The sequence below is a fragment of the Rhodococcus sp. IEGM 1318 genome (genome assembly GCF_033142465.1).
In the GTDB taxonomy this organism is placed as follows: domain Bacteria; phylum Actinomycetota; class Actinomycetes; order Mycobacteriales; family Mycobacteriaceae; genus Rhodococcus_F; species Rhodococcus_F qingshengii_B.
This window is the reverse complement of record NZ_JAWLSC010000006.1, coordinates 136,355-155,755: the sequence shown is the minus strand read 5'-3', so window position 1 is coordinate 155,755 and position 19,401 is coordinate 136,355. Positions and strand designations below refer to the sequence as shown.

Sequence of the window (19,401 nt, the reverse complement as noted above, 5' to 3'; positions counted from 1 at the left end):
CCGAGGAGAACGCGTGCGTCATCCGAAGCTCGCCGCATTGACCGTGGCCCTGACTGCAGTACTGGTGATGCCGGTAACGCAGAGCGTGGCTCAACCATTCCCTTTCGACCCCGGCAGTTTCGGCAACGGAAGCACCGGATCGCTGGGTGGCGAAGACCCGGACATCCCCATCGAGAACACCCTCCCACAGTTGTCGGTCACCACGCTCGTCGACGGACTCGATCACCCTTGGGATGTCGCGGCGGCCCCGGACGGTGCAATCCTGACGGGACAACGGTCCGGCGGATTCTTCGTGCGCCGAAGCGACAACACGACAGGTCCAGTCTCTGCTGACCTTTCGGATCTCTACGCTCAGTCCGAAACCGGCCTCATGGGCATCGCGCTTGCCCGCGACTTCGCTCAGTCGCGCACCCTGTACACCTGTCAAGGATTCAGCGCTGGGGGAGTCACGGACGTTCGAGTGATCTCGTGGACCGTCGACGCCGGATGGACCGCGCTCACTCGAATCGGAACTGTATTGCCAGGAATCCCGGTCTCGTCCGGGCGTCACGGGGGTTGCCGAATTCTTGCGGACCAGGACGGAACGCTGTTCGTCGGAACGGGTGACACCGCGACACCGAGCGTCCCGCAGGATCCGAATTCGCTGGGCGGTAAGGTCTTGCACATCAACGCCGACGGAACGCCGGCGGCGGGAAATCCGAATGCAAGCAGCCCCGTCTACACGCTCGGTCACCGCAACGTCCAAGGCTTGGCCGTGCAACCTGGAACCGGCCGGGTGTACTCGGTTGAGCAGGGCACCAGCGTCGACGACGAGGTCAACCTGCTTACCCCGGGCGGAAACTACGGCTACCGCCCGGATCGGCTTCCCGGAACGTACGACGAATCCGTGCCGATGACCGATCCCGTGCGCGTGCCGGGAGCAGTTGCGGCGGTGTGGCGTTCAGGTAGCTCCACGTTGGCTACCGCCAGCGCAGCCTTCACCAGCGGAGCTGCGTGGGGTGCCTGGGACGGAGCGCTTGTGATGGGTGGTCTCAAGAGCAAGGAACTGATCTTCCTCCGCCTCAGTGCCGACGGCCGTTCGGTCGACGCTCAGACCTTTGGGTTGGAGAACCAGTTCGGTCGCTTGCGGTCGGTGACTCCGACGCCCGACGGTTCGCTTCTGGTGACCACGGACAACGGAACAGGCGACAAGGTGCTTCGGGTGACACCCACGCCCTGATTTCTCAACACGTCAGCCTTTAACACCAGAGCCTTCAGTACCAGGCGATTACCCGGCACGGACCACCGGAACCACCCGCGTGCGTCGGCGCGCCCACCATCACCGTGGCGCCGACGGCTGGCAGTACGGAAAGGTTTGCGAGGGCTTCGACTGCGTATTTTCCTGAGCCCAAAGCGCTTCGGTGAGCCCCGTGGGTCGTGCTTCGGCCCGCGTCGATGCTGAGGGTGTCCGAGCCCACGGCGACGATGGCGCGCTCGGACACCAAAAAGTCGATCGCCTCGGGGTCGAATCCCGGTGTGTGCTGCACGCCGAGTGCATCTCGATTCGTGAAGGCCCCACCGGCACCGGCCCGGGTATCCCAACCCGAGTTCATCGCAACCAGGCTGCGGGGAGCGATCTTCCCATGGAGGGACTCCCAATCGAGGATGTCCTGGCGGGTGAGCAGTGTGTCAGGGTCGACGGAGGCTCGGGCACTGATGTCGACGACCGCAATCGGCACGACGAGGTCGGCGACTGGAATCTTCTCGACGGTGATTCCGTCCGCACTGGCGTGTGCGGGAGCGTCGATGTGAGTACCAGTGTGTTCTTCGAGGTGGAGTTCGTTGAGGTAGAAGTTTCCACCTAACCCGGCGGACCCGAGCGAGCCCAGAGAGCCGCCGGCGTCGGCGATCTTCGCCAGGTTCCTCATCTCGAACGAGCGCGCGCCCGGCCACACCGGGAACTCCGGCGTCAGTACGTGGGTCAGATCGACGATGGTCTGGCCGGTTGGTGCTGCCGACGCAGTGGGCTGTACAGCGCCGGCCATGACGGCCGCGCCGAGGGCACCGGTGCCCAGCGCCGCGAACATCGATCGACGGCTGACCTTCCTGCCTTCGCGTCCGATCGATTCGTAGACCTCCGACAAGACCTTCGGTGAGCACATCAGAAACTCCAGATCACTGGGATCAACACCGTTGCAACGATCAGGAACCACAACAACATCGGGAGTCCGAGCTTCCAGTAGTCGCCGAACTTGTACCCGCCAGGCCCCATCACCATCATGTTCGCGGGAGTGGCTACGGGCGTCAGGAAGGAGGCCGCGGCAGCGACGGTGACCGTCATCAGAAGGGGCAGCACCGAGATGTCGAGTTCGATGGCGACCGAGATTGCGATCGGCGTGATGATCAACGCGGTTGCAGTGTTGCTGATCAGCTGGCCCAGAGTCGCCGTCACGACAAAGAGTCCGGCGACGACGACATACGGGCTTGCACCACCGACGACGTCGACGAACGCATGCGCGAGTTTCTCGGCTGCGCCGGTCTGCTGAATCGCGGTCGACAGCGGGATCATTCCTCCGACGAGAATCAACGTTGTCCACGAGATGGACCGATGCGCCTGCTCCACGCTGATCACACGCAACAGAACCATCGCGCACGCCGCGAGGAGTCCGGCTATCGCCGACGGTACCAATCCGAACGTCAGCATCACGACCATCGCCGCGACGACGACGAGAGCGATGACCGCGCGGGTTCCCAACGGGGCTGCCTGCTTACGGATCTGGGCTGGTGCGTCGACCACGAGGACGTTCGGATCCACCGCGGTGTGGGTGTCGAGATCGTCCCAGCTGCCTTGCAGGAGAAGCGTGTCACCGGCCGCCAACTTGACGCCCTTGGGGCCGCAGTCCTCACCGGCGCGCTGGACTGCGAGTATCACCAGATCTCCACTGTCGGTCACCATGCCGGGAAAAGCCCTGTCGCCGATCATTTCCGAGCGCGGCGGGATGATCACTTCGACCACACCGTCGTGCTTGGTGATCAAGGGCTCTGCGGACGGCGCATCCATTCCCATGAGCTGATACTGCTTCGCGAGGGTCTTGGCATGCCGGCTCAGGTCAGGCGACATCGACGTCCCTGCACGATGGGGGAGGACGTGAGGACCGAGAAGTACGGCGATCGCAATCGTTCCCAATACGAGCGGCGCACCGACCAAGGTGAAACTGAAGAACCCGAAAGCACCGGCCCCGGATTCCTTGGCGGCTTCGGAAACAATGATGTTGACCGGTGTTCCGGTCAAGGTGAGCATCGATCCGGCATGGGCGGCAAATGCCAACGGCAGAAGCAGTTGTGACGTCGATTTACCGAGACGTACTGCCAAGACAACCACCATCGGTACCAACGCGGCTACGGCTCCGTTGACGCTGATCAATGCGGTCAACGCGGCAACCAGCAACATGATCGCACTCACGAGACGGACTCGGGATTCACCGACTTTCGCCAGCAGTTTCTCGCCCGCCCACGTGGTGACACCGGTGGCATCGAGGGCTTCGCTGACAACAAAAAGCGCGGCGATGAACACCACCGTGGGATCGCCGAATCCGGCAAGCGCCTGCTCCATCGTGATCACGCCGGTGGCGTACAGCGCCAGGGCAGTGCCGATCGCGATGATGCCGACCGGGATTCGGCCGATCACGAACAGCGCCACGACCAGTGCAAGCACGACAAAGGTGATGGTGATGTCATTCACGATTCGTAAAGGTACCTCCTCATACAGAACGGCCCCGTCTCGCAAGGGAGACGGGGCCGTGGGATGGACGCGAGGAGAATTAGTTGGAGGCGGCGATGCGAGCCTTCTCGAGAGCGGCCAGCGTGCGAAGAACCGTGGCCTTCTGCTTGTTCAAATCGCTCAGTCGTGCGCGAGCCGGCAACCCCTGTGCGAGTTCGGCGACCTTGATCTGCTCGTCGATGGAACCGAGCTGATCGAGAAGCCCTAGGACGCGCGTCTGGAGCGTGTCGATGTCCACGGTGTCCGTCTTGACCGGAGCGGCAACGCGCGTCACTGTGCCCGTGCTGGAGGGGCTGGAAGCCCGCGCAGGTGACGTGTCGGCGACAACCGTTGCGGCGCGGGGCCGAATTGCCTTGCGAACAGCGGCCGCATCGGGAAGGACGTCCATGCGGATCTCGTTCAGGACTCGGCGTGCCTCGCGTGCGTTGACGCGGTACTCGCGCTCTTCGTCGTCGTCGGACTGCAGCGTGCCGCCGAGCGGGCGCAGACCGTACATCCCGAGGAAGCGCTTGGCGTCGTCGATGATGCCTTCGTTTTCACGGCATATTCCACAGCGGGGTTCGTTGCGGAACATGTCCACGGAGTTGTCGTCTCCGCACCAGACACAAGATCCTGGGCGCCACCGCCGGATCGTCGGAACTGATGAATTCAGGGAATGAGATTCGGGCCGGGATTCCAGGGTTTGCGCGTCGATCACGACGAGCCACACTAGGCGAAGATTGCGGCGCGGTGAACACCGCCCCAACATCGACCTGGGTTTCTCGACGCGGGCGTGATCAAGATCATGCTGTTTGCCGCATTTGCTGGTATTCGTGTGTCGCACAGGTGGTTTCATGATGACCGCGTGGTCTGTTTTCGTTGGGTTCACGAAGACGACTACGGGCGCGTACCGGTGACAGTGAAGTCACAGGTACGCGCCCGTAGTGCGGCGGAAGACTAGGCGCTGCCGTTGAACAGCGAAGTCACAGAACCGTTCTCGAAAACTTCCTTTATGGTGCGAGCCAGCAGCGGTGCGATGGACAGCACCGTCAGCGTCGGGAATTTCTTCGACTCGTCGATCGGAAGTGTATTGGTGACAACAACTTCCTTCGCACCACACGTCGACAGGCGCTCAGCCGCAGGGTCGGACAGGACGCCGTGGGTTGCGGCGATGACGACGTCACCCGCACCGGCCTCCTTGAGTACCTTGACCGCGCCGGCGATCGTTCCGCCCGTGTCGATCATGTCGTCGATCAGGATGCAGGTGCGACCTTCGACATCACCGACGACGCGGTTGGACTTGACCTGGTTAGGCACCAACGGATCGCGCGTCTTGTGAATGAACGCCAGCGGTGCTCCGCCGAGCGAGTCGGCCCACTTCTCGGCGACACGAACGCGGCCAGAGTCGGGGGAGACCACCGTGATGTTCTCGAGGTTGTAGCCCGCGCGAATGTGGTTGGCCAACTGGCTGTGTGCGTGCATGTGATCGACGGGGCCGTCGAAAAAGCCCTGGATCTGATCGGTATGCAGGTCGACCGTGATGATGCGATCTGCGCCGGCAGTCTTGAGCAGGTCCGCGATCAGGCGAGCAGAGATCGGCTCGCGTCCGCGGTGCTTCTTGTCCTGGCGGGCGTACGGGTAGAACGGAAGAACGGCAGTGATGCGCTTTGCCGATCCACGCTTGAGCGCATCGATCATGATGAGCTGCTCCATCACCCACGTGTTCAGCGGTGCCGGATGACTCTGCAGGACAAACGCGTCGGAGCCGCGAACCGACTCTTCGAATCGAACGAAGATCTCACCGTTCGCGAAGTCGCGCGCGGTCTGCGGGGTGACGCGGATGTCGAGTTCCTTCGCCACCTGCTCCGCCAACTCGGGATGTGCGCGACCCGAGAACAACATCAGGTTCTTCTGGTTGTCGATCCAATTCGCAGTCACTGGTTCATGCCGTCCTTTTGTACTTGCCGGTCGATCTGGTGGTGATCTGTGCTGTCAGGTTGTGCAGGGCTGTCAGGTTGTGCAGCCGCTGCAGCGGCGTCGGCTGCAGGAGTGCCGGGTCGATTTTTCTGTACCCAACCCTCGATGTTGCGCTGCGCTCCACCCGAGACGGCAAGCGCCCCAGGCGGTACGTCGTTCTTCAAGACCGTGCCCGCTCCCGTGTAAGCGCCGTCTCCCACGACGAGAGGGGCGACGAACATGGTGTCGGAGCCTGTTCGGACGTGCGACCCCACCACAGTACGGCTCTTGTTCACCCCGTCGTAATTGACGAAGACGCTCGAAGCCCCGATATTGCTGTGATGGCCGATGGTGGCGTCACCGACGTAGGTAAGATGCGGAATCTTCGAATGTTCGCCGATCTCGGCGTTCTTGGTTTCCACGTAGGCACCGATCTTGCCGTGGTCACCGAGACGGGTATTCGGCCGGAGGTAGGCGAACGGACCGACAGTTGTGTCCGCGCCGATCACGGAGTCGGTCCCGTGCGAGCGGACGACCACCGCGCGCTCCCCGACGCTCACGTTGTCCAAGGTGGTGTCCGGGCCGATCACGGCGTCTTCGCCCACCGACGTCGTGCCGGTCAACTGAACTCCGGGCTGGAGCGTCACGTCCTGTGCGATTTGCACGCCGCAATCGATCCACGTGCTCGCGGGATCGACGACGGTGACGCCGGCACGCATCCACGTCTCGAGGATCCGACGGTTCATCTCGCGGGCAAGCGTCGAGAGCTGCACGCGGTCGTTGGCGCCCGCGACGAGAACTGAATCCGCGATGTGCTGCGCGCGAACACGCTTGCCTGCGCGACGGGCGATCATGATCACATCGGTGAGATAGAACTCGTGCTGTGCGTTGTTGGAGTCGAGAGACGCCAGCGCGTCGCGCAGAGTCTCGAAGTCGAAGGCGTAGACACCTGAATTGACCTCGGTGATCGAGCGCTGCGAATCGGTGGCTTCCTTCTCCTCGACGATGGCGTTGACTTCGCCGTCCGTCGTACGAAGGATCCGTCCGTAGCCGGTGGGGTCGAGCGCCGTCGACGTCAACACCGTGACCGCAGCCGCAGGGGCGGCAGTGTGCTGAGCGAGGAGGTCTGCGATTGTCTTGCCGTCGAGCAGCGGCACGTCGGCGGCTGTGACGAGTACGGTCCCGGCGAAGTCGGCAGGCAGACCCTCGAGTCCGCAACTGACGGCGTGCCCGGTGCCCTTCTGCTCGTCCTGGACAGCGACGGTGACGGGCCTGCCAAGTTCGCCGGCGACTGCGCTGACCGCTTCGGTGACACGCTCACGGTCGTGACCGACGACGGTCACCAGGTGCGTGGGGTTCAGTGACGTTGCTGCGTGAAGCGAATGTGCCAGCATGCTGCGTCCGGCGAGAGCGTGGAGGACCTTGGGAGTCTTCGACTTCATTCGTGTACCGGCACCCGCTGCGAGAACGATCACGGCGGTCTGCACTGGTTGAGCTCCCTCTTGTCGATCAAGACGTGCGTTTCCACTCGGAAAACGCACGGTGTTCACCAGCTCCGCCGCCAGGACTCGAACCTGAACTATCTGAACCAAAATCAGAGGTGCTGCCATTACACCACGGCGGATTGCCACGCATTGCCGAGCCTTGCGGTCGAACGCGCGAAAGAATAATCGCATGCCGACCCGCCGTAGGTCGAACCGCTACGCCAAATAGGTCCCCGAAGTCCCGATAGGCTGAGTAGCCGCAGCAGTTGTTGCAGGTGTCAGGATTCAGGTGTCAGGGAGAGGAAGACCATGGCGACGGTGCCCGGTTCGGTTGGCGGGGATCCAGTTCCCGAACGAGCGGCACGGATCCGGATGACCGGTACCCAACGTCGGCAACAACTGATCGAGATCGGGCGGGCACTCTTCGCGGAGCGCGGATACGAGGCGACCTCGATCGAGGAGATCGCGCAGCGAGCGAACGTGTCCAAGCCGGTCGTGTACGAGCACTTCGGTGGCAAGGAGGGTCTCTACGCCGTCGTCGTGGACCGGGAGATGTCGCGCCTTCTCGAGATGATCACGTCTTCCCTCTCCCAGAATCGCTCGAGAGTTCGAGTGGAGCGGGTTGCGTTGGCTTTGCTCACCTACGTGGAGGAGCACACGGACGGATTTCGGATACTTGTGCGTGACTCGTCGGTTGTCGCACCGAGTGGGACGTATTCGAGCTTGCTCAATGACGCGATCAGCCAGGTGGGCTACCTACTGGCCGGAGACTTCTCCAGGCGCGGTTTCGACCCAGGACTAGCAACGATGTACGCCCAGGCACTTGTCGGCATGGTGTCCACGACGGCTACTTGGTGGCTCGACGAACGAACTCCGTCCAAGGAAGTTGTCGCCGCTCACCTAGTGAATTTGTGTTGGAATGGCTTGACGAATCTGGAAGCCGACCCTCAATTGGAGGGTTAACCAGGCGCGCCTGCCACGCAGAGATGGATCGCGGTCTAAGCTGTGTTCGCTGTATCACGATCGTTTGATGGGCAAATGATTTATTTGTTTGCAAGGGTGGGTTGAATGCCGAAACCGAGCCTTCCATTTTGACGCTGTGAACGGGTAAGACCAGGGATTCGTTCGATGTGTGGTGATTGGAGGCCGGATCGATGGTGAGGCAAGAGCGGGCAGAAGCCACCCGTGATTCGGTGCTGCGCGGAGCAGCGGGGGTGTTCTTGCGCCTGGGCTATGCCAACGCCAGCTTGAGCGAGATCATCGCCGAGTCCCAGGTGACCAAGGGCGCCCTGTACTTCCATTTCGGGTCCAAGGAAGAACTCGCTCGGGCAGTGATCGACGAGGGGTCGGCACGTTTTGATGCAAAATGTGAACTCTGGTTGGACCGTCGCACGCCCGCGCTCGAGTCGCTGATCGGCATTTCGTCCGTAATCGTGGATATCGGCGCGCACGACGCTATGGTTCGTGCGACCTTCCGTTTGTTGGTGGAGATCGGTGACTATCGAGGTTCCGGTCCGGCAACTCTCGACGTCTGGCTCGATATTTACCGCGAACTTGCCAGTCGTGCAGCGGACGAAGGTGATTTGCGTTCGGACGCGGATTCCGCCGACATCGCCCGGTTCCTGTTGGAAGTGGCATCCGGAGTTCGGCTGATGGCAGCGGCGACCGGGACTGTGCGTGAGCTTTCGGACTCCATGAAAGCGTCCTGGAACCTGATACTTCCGATCGTGGTCCCGGAATCCAAAGTGGAGTACTTCAGGCAATTTGCGGCTCGCCGCCTTGCCAGCGATCACTGACATCGCGGCGCTCGACCACCTCATTTTTGCTCAGTTCGTCGCAAATTTCCTGGTAGGGAAAATATTCTGTTTGTTCTGCATTCAAAACAAACTAGGAGTATGTTTATGGCGTTGATGTGAATCTCGGAGTCTGATCTTGCGGACTATCTTCGGATTGCGGTATGTTCTACTGGTAGCTGAAGAATTGCTGAGTACGCAGGGTTGGTCAGGGCAGGATTACGGCGTCGGCGCACCGGGCAGCATAGGGGGCTGCCCGGCGTGTGCGGCCCCAAAAAAGGGGGAGTCAGGCGATGGGTGACACCGCACGGGCGCCGATGCTCGACATCGGTCCGCGGATCGGCTGTGACGTCATGAATGTCGTGGATGTCACCCGCAGTATCGATCTTTTCGGGCGACGGTACCTGGATCGGACCTTCACTCCACATGAATTGCAGACGTGCGCCGGGCCGGCTCGGGATCAGCGATTGGCTGCACGTTTCGCGGCCAAAGAGGCTGTTGTGAAGGTGCTCAGGCCTGGTGACGTCCCCGTGCCGTGGAACTCCATCGAGATCACCCGAGCCGAGTGGGGCGGTTGCGGGGTCGCTCTGACCGGTAATGCTGCCGAACTCGCACAGGTGCAGGATTTACACGACTTTCAAGTATCTATCTCGCACGAGGCGGACGTGGCCATCGCAATGGTGATCGCAACGCGCTCGGGCGCTCGCATCGAAAAGAAGGACGACATCGCTGATGATTGATCAGGCAATTCGGAATGTGCTCGTCGAGCACGGTCGACTAGCGGTCGACGTGAACACGATCGACGGCGAGGCTGATCTCTACGAGTTGGGGTTGACATCGCACGCAAGTGTGAATGTCATGCTGGCGCTTGAAGATTCGTTCGACATCGAGTTCCCGGATGAGTTGTTGCGGAAGAGTACCTTCGCGAGCGTGAACGCGATCGAGGGCGCGCTGACGGAGCTCGGTGCTGCATGAACGCTCCGCAATCGCAGTGCTCGACCGGGACTGCTCTCGAGCGCGCTGTACGGGTGGCCGACGAAGTTGCAGCGATGTGGGCCGACGAAGTTGATGTAGAAGCAAGGTTTCCGCGCGAAGCCGTCGATGCCATGCGCAGTGAACGACTGTTGTCCGTAGCCGTGCCGAAGGAACTCGGCGGCGAGGGCCTCTCGCTGCAGGAGGTGTCGCAGATCGCTCGAGTGCTCGGAACACGCTGCGCAGCAAGCGGAATGATTTTCGCCATGCATCAGACGCAAATCTACTCGCTGTTCAAACATGGCAACACCGAAGCCCTCCGCGAGTTCGTCGAGGAAACTGTCGACAAGCAATTGCTGTTGGCGTCGGCGACAACCGAGTTGGGAATCGGTGGTGACGTCAGCCGGAGTTACTGCGCCGTAGAAGATTTGGGCGGTCACCTCCTTCTGATCAAGAACGCGCCCGTAATTTCGTACGGTGAGCATTCCGACGCGATAGTCGTGACTGCCAGGCGTACCGTGGAGAGTCAGCCGAACGATCAGGTTCTCGTGGTGTGTCGCACCGGAGACCTGACTCTCGAACGCACCACCGACTGGAACACGCTGGGGCTGAGGGGAACCTGCAGCCTCGGCTACATCCTTCGGGCCACCTCGACGCCTGAAATGGTTGCCGACGTCTCGTATTCCGAGATCTCCACGCACACCATGCTCCCCGTCTCGCACGTCGTCTGGAGTTCGGTGTGGTTGGGAATCGCGGATGCGGCTGTCGAGAAGGCGCGCAAGTACGTTCGTGCCGCGGCCCGCAAACAGCCGGGAGTAGCCTCCCCCGGGGCGCTCAGGCTGGCCGAAGTTGCAGCCTCTGCGCAACAATTCGCTGATCTCGTCGACGCTTCGGCACGACGTTACGACCAGGCGGTCCAGGCCGAAGTGGGCACTGCCGATTCCGAGGCGACCGGCGCTGTGGGCTTTTCGCTCGCGATGAACAACTTGAAAGTCACTACCTCCACCGCGGTGGTGGAAATCGTCGGGCAGGCAATGTTGATCTGCGGAATCTCCGGCTATCGCGAGGACACCGAATTTTCGCTCGGCCGGCACCTTCGTGACGCGCACGGCGCAGCAGTGATGGTGAACAACGATCGAATCATGGCGGGGTCAGCTCACATGGCTATCGGATACCGGGGAACGATATGACAACCGAGATCGTGACAGGCGAGACCGCGGCACGCGAGACCGACCTGGATCTGGCAAGGGCCACTTTTCAGCGCGAACTGCTTGTCGAAGGGCTTCTCGTCGAGACGGAAGTACCGGGACTCTACGGGCGTTCCGGTGTGTTCGAGGACATCGTCGACGGGATCGACCGAGTGGTGATGGCAGCGGGTCCGGGCGCCGCTGCTACTCGGCTGCGGTTCCCGCCGGTGTTCCCGCGCAGCAGTTTCGAGCGCACCGATTACATCGCGTCGTTTCCCAACCTCACCGGCGCCATCAACACCTTTTCCGGCTCCAACCGCGATCACGCGCGATTGCTTGCAGATCGTGCCGAGGGGCAATCCTGGGATCAGCACCTCGAGCCGACCGAAACCATGCTCGTGTCCGCTGCGTGCCATCCGGCATATGCGAAGTTCACCGGGGTTCTCCCCGAAGGTGGGGTACTGCTCGACATCTACGGCTTTTGCTTCCGACACGAACCGGCGATCGATCCGGCTCGCATGCAAGCGTTTCGGATGCACGAGTTCGTGACGATCGGCGACGCCGCAGCGGCGCGAGCACATCGCGAGTACTGGATCGAGCGGGGACTCGAGGTACTGGGACGGCTCGAACTCGACGCCACTCCGGTCATCGCCAACGATCCGTTCTTCGGCCGCGCAGGAAAGATGCTCGCGGCAAATCAACGCGAAGAGAATCTCAAGACGGAACTGACAGTTCGGCTCTACGGGGATCTCGACGAGGGGACGGCCATCGTGTCGTCGAACAATCATCTCGACCATTTCGGTGTCAATTTCGACATCAGGACGGCGCGGGGCGAGGTGGCACACAGCTCATGTGTCGGTTTCGGAATGGAGCGAATTGCATTGTCTTTGTTGAGAACTCATGGTCTCGATGTATCGGCATGGCCCCTTGCCGTTCGTGAACGAATGGGCATGTGATGTCACGTCTCGTCGACATCTCGCCGGAGCGTCACCTGCCTCACACATTGCACCGGGACGACAGGGTGTGGGCGCAGACCAACTGCTACACGGATCTGTGGATTGAAGTGTTGCATTCGTTGGGACTGGACCCCGTCCCGGCATTGGCCTGCGCATTTTCCTCCCGATTCGACGGTAATCAGTGGACGTTCCTCAAGCTCAAGGCCGAGGACATCTACGCGCTGTACGGGATTGAAGTCGCCGAGATGAACGTCTGGCGCGCACCGCTGATACATGTCGAGGACAACCTCGCGGTCGGGATGCTGTCGACGGTCGAGGTGGACGGATACTGGCTTCCCGACACACTCGGAACGAGTTATCACGAGGCACACACCAAGACCACGATCGTGCCCAATCGGATCGATCGCGTGGCCGGCGAGCTCGAGTACTTCCACAACAGCGGGTACTACTTGCTACGAGGGGAAGACTTCGCAGGTATTTTCGATCTCGATCGTTCCTCACTTCCTTCGTTTGTGCCCTACGTCGAACAGATTCGGTTGAATCCGGTTCACGCCACCAACGCCGGAAACATCGCCGAAGTGGCTCGGCGGAATGTGGCGGTTCGAGCGCCGGGCAATCCTGTGCGCGAGCTGGGCCGGAGGGTGATCGACGACCTCGAATGGGTGCAGGGGGCGGGAATGGACGGCTTTCATCTCTGGTCGTTCGGGCTACTTCGTCAGTGCGGCGCCAGTGCGGAGCTTGCTGCCGATGTCAGCGAATTCCTGGATACCGCAGGGTTTTCCGGAACGGGCGAGGCTGCGCCCGACTTCCGCAGGGTGGCGGCCGGGGCCAAAAGCGTGCAGTTTCAGATGGCTCGCGCAGCCAGGGGGCGTGCGGTGGATCCCCGCGAGCAGCTCGAGGAGATGGCCGTGTCGTGGACGAGGGCGATGGATGTCGTCGCTGACGTAGTTGGAGTCGATTCGTATCGACGCCTGAGGTTGGTCTAGCAGTGCCTCGATCGTCAGCAGACCTGTTGGTCGGCGCGAGATGGCGATGCGCTGCAACCGAACCCGGGTCCGTGTCCGATCCGGATGCTCTCGACACCGTAACCGAGTGGGTGACAGCGTCCGTGCCGGGAACGGTCGGCGGAGCGTTGCGTGAGTCGCAGTCTGACGCCGGACGCACAAAATCTGTTGCGTCGGCGTCTGTTGAATCGTCGGACTGGTGGTTCGTCACCTCGGTGGCTACGACCGATGAGGGGTCGTGGCTGCTTCAGTTCGACGGCGTGACTGCGTTCGCGGATGTCTGGATCGACGGAGTTCTCGTGGCGTCCGCCGAATCCATGTTCACGCCTGGTGAGGTGAACGTTACCGTCGGAACCGGGGTCGACAAACGCGTTCAAGTGGCCATTCGTTTTCATTCTCTCTCGGCAACTTTGAGTTCACGGCGGCCGCGCGGACGTTGGCGTTCGTCGATGGTCCGTGAACAGGGTCTTCGGTGGATCCGGACCACGATGCTCGGTATGGCTCCTGTCTTCGGCAGCGTGGCGGTACCGGTGGGTCCGTGGCGGGGTATTCGTTTGTTGGACTTGGGAGTTGCCGCCGTAGTTTCGGCCGACAAGCACGCGAGTGTCCACGGCACAACCGGTCGCGTCGCCGTCAATGCTCGGCTCACCGGATTGCCGGCCTCGACGGGTTACGTCACCGTGCGCGTCGGCGAACACTCGCGACAGTTGGCCGCGGTTCCCGGTCCTGACGGATTGCTCGAGGTGTCCGGCGTCGTGGAGGTATCGGACGCGCAGTTGTGGTGGCCACACACTCACGGCGACGCGCGTACCTATCCGGTGACGGTGGAAACGGAAGGAGTATCCGAGCACCTCGGTCCAGTTGGCTTCAGGACGGTGGAAGTCGACAGATCCGATGGCGGATTCCGGTTGAGTGTCAACGGTGTCGGGGTGTACTGCCGTGGTTCGGTCTGGGTACCGACCGACCCGGTCTCACTGCAAGACGACTCAGGCACCACTCGTGTGTTGGAACGATTGGCCGAGGCGGGTCTGAACATGATCCGAGTCCCGGGAACGATGGTCTACGAGAGCGACCACTTCTGGGACGAATGCGCGCGCCTGGGCATTCTCGTGTGGCAGGACATGATGTTGGCGACGCTCGACCCGCCCGACACCGACGAATTCTTCGAACTCGTTGCCGCCGAGGTCACTGCATTCTTGCGGAGGGTGCACGGAAATCCGGCACTGGCTGTCCTCTGCGGGGGAAGCGAGACCGAACAGCAGCCGACCATGCTGGGCTTGGTCGATCAACACATTCCCCTCATTCATTCGAGACTTCCCGAGCTGATCTCGAAAGTTGCACCTGAACTCGAATATGTGACGTCGTCGCCCTCGGCGCCGCTCGAGGGAGATCAATTGGCCACCCATGTCGGTAGCGGAGTCGCCCACTACTTCGGGGTAGGCGCGTACCGTCGTCCACTTGCCGACGTACTCGGCGCACGAGTGCGTTTTGCCACCGAGTCACTGGCCTTCGCAATTCCGCCGTCGAACGCCGTGATCGAAAACGAATTCGGTTCACTCGCCGTGGCAGGGCACCACCCGGCGTGGAAAGCCGCGGTACCGCGGGACAACGGATCGTCGTGGGATTTCGAGGATGTTCGGGACCACTACGTCCACACACTCTTCGGCGAGGACCCCCGCGCCGTTCGGTGGTCCGATCCGGAACGGTATCTCGACCTGGGTCGGGCAGCTGTTTGTGAGGCGTACGCGTCGACTCTCGGCTATTGGCGTCGGCCGGACTCTCGGTGCGACGGCGCCTTGACACTCGCACTGCGGGACCTGGAGCCCGGACCGGGATGGGGAGTCCTCGACTGGAACGGCAATCCCAAGGCTCCGTGGTTCATACTGCGCAGGAGCGCCAAACCGATCGCACTGCTCGTCACGGATGACGGTATGGATGGCTTGAGGCTCGACGCGATCAACGAGGCCGCCCACCCCGTGGTCGGCGAGATCAGGTTTCGGGCGCACAGTCGGACAGGCGTCGTCCCAGTCGACGTCGGGTTACCGGTCAAGGTGGAAGCGCATTCGAGTCTGACCTGGTCAATTGACAGCCTGGTCGGCCGATTCACCGACCTCACCCACGTCTTTCAATTCGGGGCCAGGACATACGACGCGGTCACCGTCACCCTCGAAACCGAAGACGGCGAGATGGTCGACGAAGTTGTGCACCTCCTGGGAGGTCCGGCGCGGCCCCGCGAGCGTTCGGTCGGACTTGTCGCCACGGCGCGCAACATCGGTGACGACGAGTGGGTGGTCGATGTCTCGACCGATGCCGCGGCCCAATACGTCGCACTCGAACTTCAGTGCTTCGAGCCTGAAGACTCCTGGTTCCACCTCGCGCCGAACGGTCGCAGGACCGTACGCCTACGGAGAACCGGCCAGGCGACGAAAGTGATCGGTCGCGTTCGGGCGCTCAACTCTCACACCAGTGTGGCGGTTACACCTCCGAGCGTCCCGGCCACACAATCTTCACAGTCCAAGCGGACGTCGAAGAAGACGAGTGCTACGGGAAACTGAACGGATCGGACTGCGCTGCGAGATCGCGCACCGATAGAATCGAACCGGCGCACAACTCTGCCTCGGCGGGGATCTTGCGCTCGGGCTGTGCGTCCGCAACCCGTCATCACTGTTCAGGAGCGCATTCGTTGACTTCCTTGTCCCCTGCCCAGACTGCGCTCGCTGGACTCGCCGAGGTCGCCCTCGCAGACGCCGCGTTCACTCCAGTGATCGACTCCATTGGCGCCGCCGCCCTGGACATCGTGGCACCGAAGCCGGCGCGACCTTTCATCGCCGCCGCACTTGCCGCCCGCACGCCGGTGCTGCTGGTGACGGCCACCGGCCGTGAAGCCGACGATCTGACTTCGGAACTCACCGAGATGCTCGGCGGAGGTGTCGCGCAGTTCCCGTCGTGGGAGACGCTGCCGCACGAGCGGCTCTCGCCGAGCGCGGACACCGTCGGGCGTCGGGTGGAGGTTCTGCGCCGACTTGCCAGACCCGACGACGCCTCGTACGGTTCGCCTCTTCGGGTGATCGTCACCACGGTGCGCTCTCTCGTTCAGCCGATGGCACCAGGTCTGGGCGAGATCGAGCCGATAACGTTGCGCGTCGGCACCGAGATCGATTTCGATTCCGTTCTCGTACGTTTGGTGGAGATGGCGTACAGCCGTGTCGACATGGTGGGAAAGCGTGGTGAGTTCGCGGTCCGCGGCGGCATTCTCGACCTGTTCTCGCCGACCGCGGATCATCCGGTACGTATCGAATTCTGGGGTGACGAGGTATCGGAGCTTCGGTACTTCTCTGTTGCCGATCAGCGTTCGCTACCGGACGTCGACGTCGATTCCGTGATTGCGCCGCCGTGTCGTGAGCTGATTCTGACAGCTGATGTTCGCGATCGAGCTGCGGCACTTGCCGCGGAGAACCAGGCTGACGCGTCGTTGGTCGAGATGCTGGACAAGATCTCGGCAGGCATCCCTGTCGAAGGAATGGAAGCTCTGCTCCCGGTTCTCAAACCCGGTGAACTGCAACTACTTTCCGATGTTCTTCCTGTAGGGGCCCACATCCTTCTGTGTGATCCGGAGAAGGTGCGCACCCGCGCCACCGACCTGGTGCGCACCGGCCAGGAATTCTTGGAAGCGTCGTGGACGGCGGCGTCGATCGGCGGCGCGGCACCGCTCGACACGTCGATCCTCAACGGCGGGGGAGTCGATCTCGGCGCCTCCGCGTACCGGTCGCTTCGCCATGTTCGCGAATCTGCCGAAGCTGCCGGACGACCTTGGTGGACGGTCAGTCCGCTGGCGTCGGGAAACGGTGAAGAACTCGAGCTCCCGGTTCAGGCGGCACCGCAGGTACGTGGTTCCGACGACTTGTTGGCCGAGCTGTTCGTCAGCCTCCGGGCACACGTGAGCACGGGCGGTCGCGCGGCGATCGTGGTGGCAGGTGCTGGAACGGCAAGCCGCGTCGTGGAGAGACTCGGTGAAGCCGAAGTGCCCGCCAAGATGCTTGACGCCGGCGTTGCCCCCGCCCGTGGACAGGTCGGCGTGCTCCGCGGATCACTGCATGACGGATTGGTACTCGCCGGCGACGACTCGACGCCGGGGATGGTGATCGTCACTGAGTCCGATCTGACCGGCAACCGTGTTGCGGCGGTCGGCGACGGAAAGCGTTTGCCGGCCAAGCGCCGCAATCAGGTTGACCCCCTCGCGCTGTCGGCAGGCGACATGGTCGTGCACGATCAGCACGGTATCGGCCGGTTCGTCGAGATGGTCGAACGGACCATCGGCGGAGCGCGTCGTGAATACCTGGTCATCGAATACGCGCCGAGCAAGCGTGGTCACCCGGGTGATCGTCTGTTCGTCCCGATGGAATCGCTCGATCAACTCTCCCGATACGTCGGTGGAGAGTTGCCGGCGCTGAGCAAGCTCGGTGGATCTGATTGGGCAAACACCAAGCGTAAGGCCCGCAAGGCGGTTCGTGAGATCGCGGGTGAGTTGGTTCAGCTCTACGCGGCGCGTCAGGCAGCACCCGGGCATGCGTTCGGCCCGGACACGCCGTGGCAGAAGGAACTCGAAGACGCATTCGCATTCACCGAGACCATCGACCAGTTGACCGTTATCAGTGAGGTCAAGGCCGATATGGAGAAGCCGGTTCCGATGGACCGGGTGGTGATCGGTGACGTCGGTTACGGCAAGACGGAGATCGCCGTTCGCGCCGCGTTCAAGGCAGTACAGGACGGCAAGCAGGTGGCGGTGCTGGTGCCCACGACTCTGCTTGCACAGCAACATCTTCAGACGTTCACCGAACGAATGGCGTCGTTCCCGGTGAAGGTGCGAGGGCTGTCCCGTTTCACCGATGCCAAGGACTCGAAGGAAATCATCGCCGGCATGGCCGAAGGTGAGATCGACGTCGTCGTCGGTACTCACCGGTTGCTGCAGACCGGTATCCGCTGGAAGGACCTCGGGCTTGTGATCGTCGACGAGGAACAGCGATTCGGAGTCGAGCACAAGGAACACATAAAGGCACTACGCACCCACGTCGACGTCCTGACGATGTCGGCTACCCCGATTCCTCGTACTCTCGAGATGAGCATGGCCGGGATCCGCGAGATGTCCACGATCCTCACGCCGCCGGAAGAACGTCATCCGATCCTCACCTACGTCGGTGCCTATGCGGACAAGCAGGTTGCCGCGGCCATTCGGCGTGAACTTCTGCGCGACGGCCAAGTCTTCTACGTGCACAACCGCGTCAGCTCGATCGACAAGGCAGCCAAGAAGATCCGCGAACTCGTTCCGGAGGCTCGCGTCGTCGTGGCGCACGGTCAGATGAACGAGGACACTCTCGAAAAGACCGTGCAGGGCTTCTGGGAGCGCGACTTCGACGTGTTGGTCTGTACCACGATCATCGAAACCGGTCTCGACATCTCGAACGCGAACACGCTGATCGTCGAACGTGCGGATTCGCTGGGCCTCTCGCAGTTGCATCAGCTTCGCGGACGCGTCGGGCGTAGTCGTGAACGCGGATATGCCTATTTCCTGTATCCGGCCGAAAAGCCTTTGACGGAAACGGCATACGACCGACTGGCAACGATTTCGCAGAACTCGGACCTGGGCGCAGGTATGGCAGTCGCAATGAAGGACCTCGAAATACGTGGAGCAGGCAACGTCCTGGGCGCAGAACAGTCCGGTCACGTCGCGGGGGTCGGGTTCGATCTGTACGTCAGGCTGGTCGGTGAGGCGGTCGAGGCCTTCCGGGCTGCAGCCGACGGCAAACCGATCGCGATGGACGAGGGCACGAAGGAAGTCCGGATCGATCTACCGGTGGACGCGCACATCCCGCCCGATTACGTCACCAGTGACAGGCTCAGATTGGAGGGATACCGCAAGCTCGCTGCGGCAACTGATTCCGACGGCATCGCCGCCGTCGTCGAAGAACTGGTCGATCGCTACGGACCACTGCCCGAAGAGGTTCGACGGCTGATCTCGGTGGCCAAGCTTCGACTGCTCTGCCGCGAGTACCAACTGGAGGAAGTCGCCGTCACCGGAACTCAGCTCAAGATCTCTCCTATGTCGCTGCCCGATTCCAAACAGATCAGGCTCAAGAGGATCTATCCGAGTGCGCAGTACCGGGCCACGACGGGGCTGGTGCAACTCCCACTACCTCGCACCGGTGGAGTCGGCTCGGATCGCTTGCGGGACGTCGAATTACTCCAATACATCGCGGACTTCATCCTGGCGATAGACGGGCGCGCCGCCGGTGCCGTCCTGGTCGAGGCGTGA

At 62.1% G+C, this 19,401-nt stretch carries 15 protein-coding genes and 1 tRNA gene; 10 read left to right on the top strand and 6 right to left on the bottom strand.

Features of this window, described 5'->3' with window-relative positions; genetic code table 11:
* Positions 1 to 13 precede the first annotated feature (13 nt).
* Positions 14 to 1,219 carry a PQQ-dependent sugar dehydrogenase gene (locus tag R4P65_RS15995; RefSeq protein ID WP_317827238.1) on the top strand — a complete coding sequence of 402 codons (1,206 nt, stop codon included), beginning with the start codon at positions 14 to 16 and terminating at the stop codon, positions 1,217 to 1,219.
* A 34-nt stretch (positions 1,220 to 1,253) separates the two neighbouring features.
* Here R4P65_RS15995 and R4P65_RS15990 read toward each other — a convergent pair whose 3' ends face one another.
* From R4P65_RS15990 to R4P65_RS15965, 6 genes are all read right to left on the bottom strand, one after another.
* A complete protein-coding gene (locus R4P65_RS15990) occupies positions 1,254 to 2,141 on the bottom strand; it encodes a cyclase family protein (protein WP_317827237.1) in 888 nt (295 codons plus the stop codon).
* Positions 2,141 to 3,721, bottom strand: a complete 1,581-nt coding sequence (locus R4P65_RS15985) for an SLC13 family permease (RefSeq protein WP_317827236.1) — start codon at positions 3,719 to 3,721, stop codon at positions 2,141 to 2,143. The genes R4P65_RS15990 and R4P65_RS15985 overlap by 1 nt, the downstream gene beginning before the upstream one ends.
* 79 nt (positions 3,722 to 3,800) lie before the next feature.
* The gene (locus R4P65_RS15980; protein ID WP_317827235.1) at positions 3,801 to 4,457 is read right to left on the bottom strand and encodes a hypothetical protein; all 657 of its coding nucleotides are present in this window, start codon (positions 4,455 to 4,457) and stop codon (positions 3,801 to 3,803) included.
* Between the two features lie 239 nt (positions 4,458 to 4,696).
* Positions 4,697 to 5,677, bottom strand: coding sequence for a ribose-phosphate diphosphokinase (locus R4P65_RS15975; RefSeq protein WP_019744654.1), 981 nt, complete (start codon positions 5,675 to 5,677; stop codon positions 4,697 to 4,699).
* Positions 5,674 to 7,182, bottom strand: coding sequence for a bifunctional UDP-N-acetylglucosamine diphosphorylase/glucosamine-1-phosphate N-acetyltransferase GlmU (gene glmU / locus R4P65_RS15970; protein ID WP_317827234.1), 1,509 nt, complete (start codon positions 7,180 to 7,182; stop codon positions 5,674 to 5,676). The genes R4P65_RS15975 and glmU overlap by 4 nt, the downstream gene beginning before the upstream one ends.
* Positions 7,183 to 7,248: 66 nt before the next feature.
* A tRNA-Gln gene (locus R4P65_RS15965) sits at positions 7,249 to 7,319 on the bottom strand.
* Positions 7,320 to 7,488: 169 nt separating this feature from the next.
* Here R4P65_RS15965 and R4P65_RS15960 point away from each other — a divergent pair.
* The 9 genes from R4P65_RS15960 (at position 7,489) to mfd (ending at position 19,401) form a co-directional block, all read left to right on the top strand.
* A complete protein-coding gene (locus R4P65_RS15960; RefSeq protein WP_230814249.1) occupies positions 7,489 to 8,142 on the top strand; it encodes a TetR/AcrR family transcriptional regulator in 654 nt (217 codons plus the stop codon).
* A 191-nt stretch (positions 8,143 to 8,333) separates the two neighbouring features.
* Positions 8,334 to 8,975 carry a ScbR family autoregulator-binding transcription factor gene (locus tag R4P65_RS15955; RefSeq protein ID WP_003946317.1) on the top strand — a complete coding sequence of 214 codons (642 nt, stop codon included), beginning with the start codon at positions 8,334 to 8,336 and terminating at the stop codon, positions 8,973 to 8,975.
* A gap of 290 nt (positions 8,976 to 9,265) precedes the next feature.
* Positions 9,266 to 9,712 (top strand): holo-ACP synthase, encoded by a 447-nt coding sequence (locus R4P65_RS15950; RefSeq protein ID WP_317827233.1) that lies wholly within the window; start codon positions 9,266 to 9,268, stop codon positions 9,710 to 9,712.
* Positions 9,705 to 9,947, top strand: a complete 243-nt coding sequence (locus tag R4P65_RS15945; protein WP_230814247.1) for an acyl carrier protein — start codon at positions 9,705 to 9,707, stop codon at positions 9,945 to 9,947. The genes R4P65_RS15950 and R4P65_RS15945 overlap by 8 nt, the downstream gene beginning before the upstream one ends.
* Positions 9,944 to 11,134 carry an acyl-CoA dehydrogenase family protein gene (locus tag R4P65_RS15940; protein WP_317827232.1) on the top strand — a complete coding sequence of 397 codons (1,191 nt, stop codon included), beginning with the start codon at positions 9,944 to 9,946 and terminating at the stop codon, positions 11,132 to 11,134. Before R4P65_RS15945 ends, R4P65_RS15940 begins: the two co-directional genes overlap by 4 nt.
* On the top strand, positions 11,131 to 12,087 hold the full coding sequence (locus R4P65_RS15935) for an amino acid--[acyl-carrier-protein] ligase (protein WP_317827231.1): 957 nt from the start codon (positions 11,131 to 11,133) through the stop codon (positions 12,085 to 12,087). The genes R4P65_RS15940 and R4P65_RS15935 overlap by 4 nt, the downstream gene beginning before the upstream one ends.
* Positions 12,087 to 13,073 (top strand): DUF1839 family protein, encoded by a 987-nt coding sequence (locus R4P65_RS15930; protein WP_317827230.1) that lies wholly within the window; start codon positions 12,087 to 12,089, stop codon positions 13,071 to 13,073. The genes R4P65_RS15935 and R4P65_RS15930 overlap by 1 nt, the downstream gene beginning before the upstream one ends.
* A 2-nt stretch (positions 13,074 to 13,075) precedes the next feature.
* Complete coding sequence (locus R4P65_RS15925) at positions 13,076 to 15,646, top strand: glycosyl hydrolase 2 galactose-binding domain-containing protein (RefSeq protein WP_317827229.1); 2,571 nt, start codon at positions 13,076 to 13,078, stop codon at positions 15,644 to 15,646.
* Positions 15,647 to 15,774: 128 nt separating this feature from the next.
* Complete coding sequence (gene mfd / locus R4P65_RS15920; RefSeq protein ID WP_317827228.1) at positions 15,775 to 19,401, top strand: transcription-repair coupling factor; 3,627 nt, start codon at positions 15,775 to 15,777, stop codon at positions 19,399 to 19,401.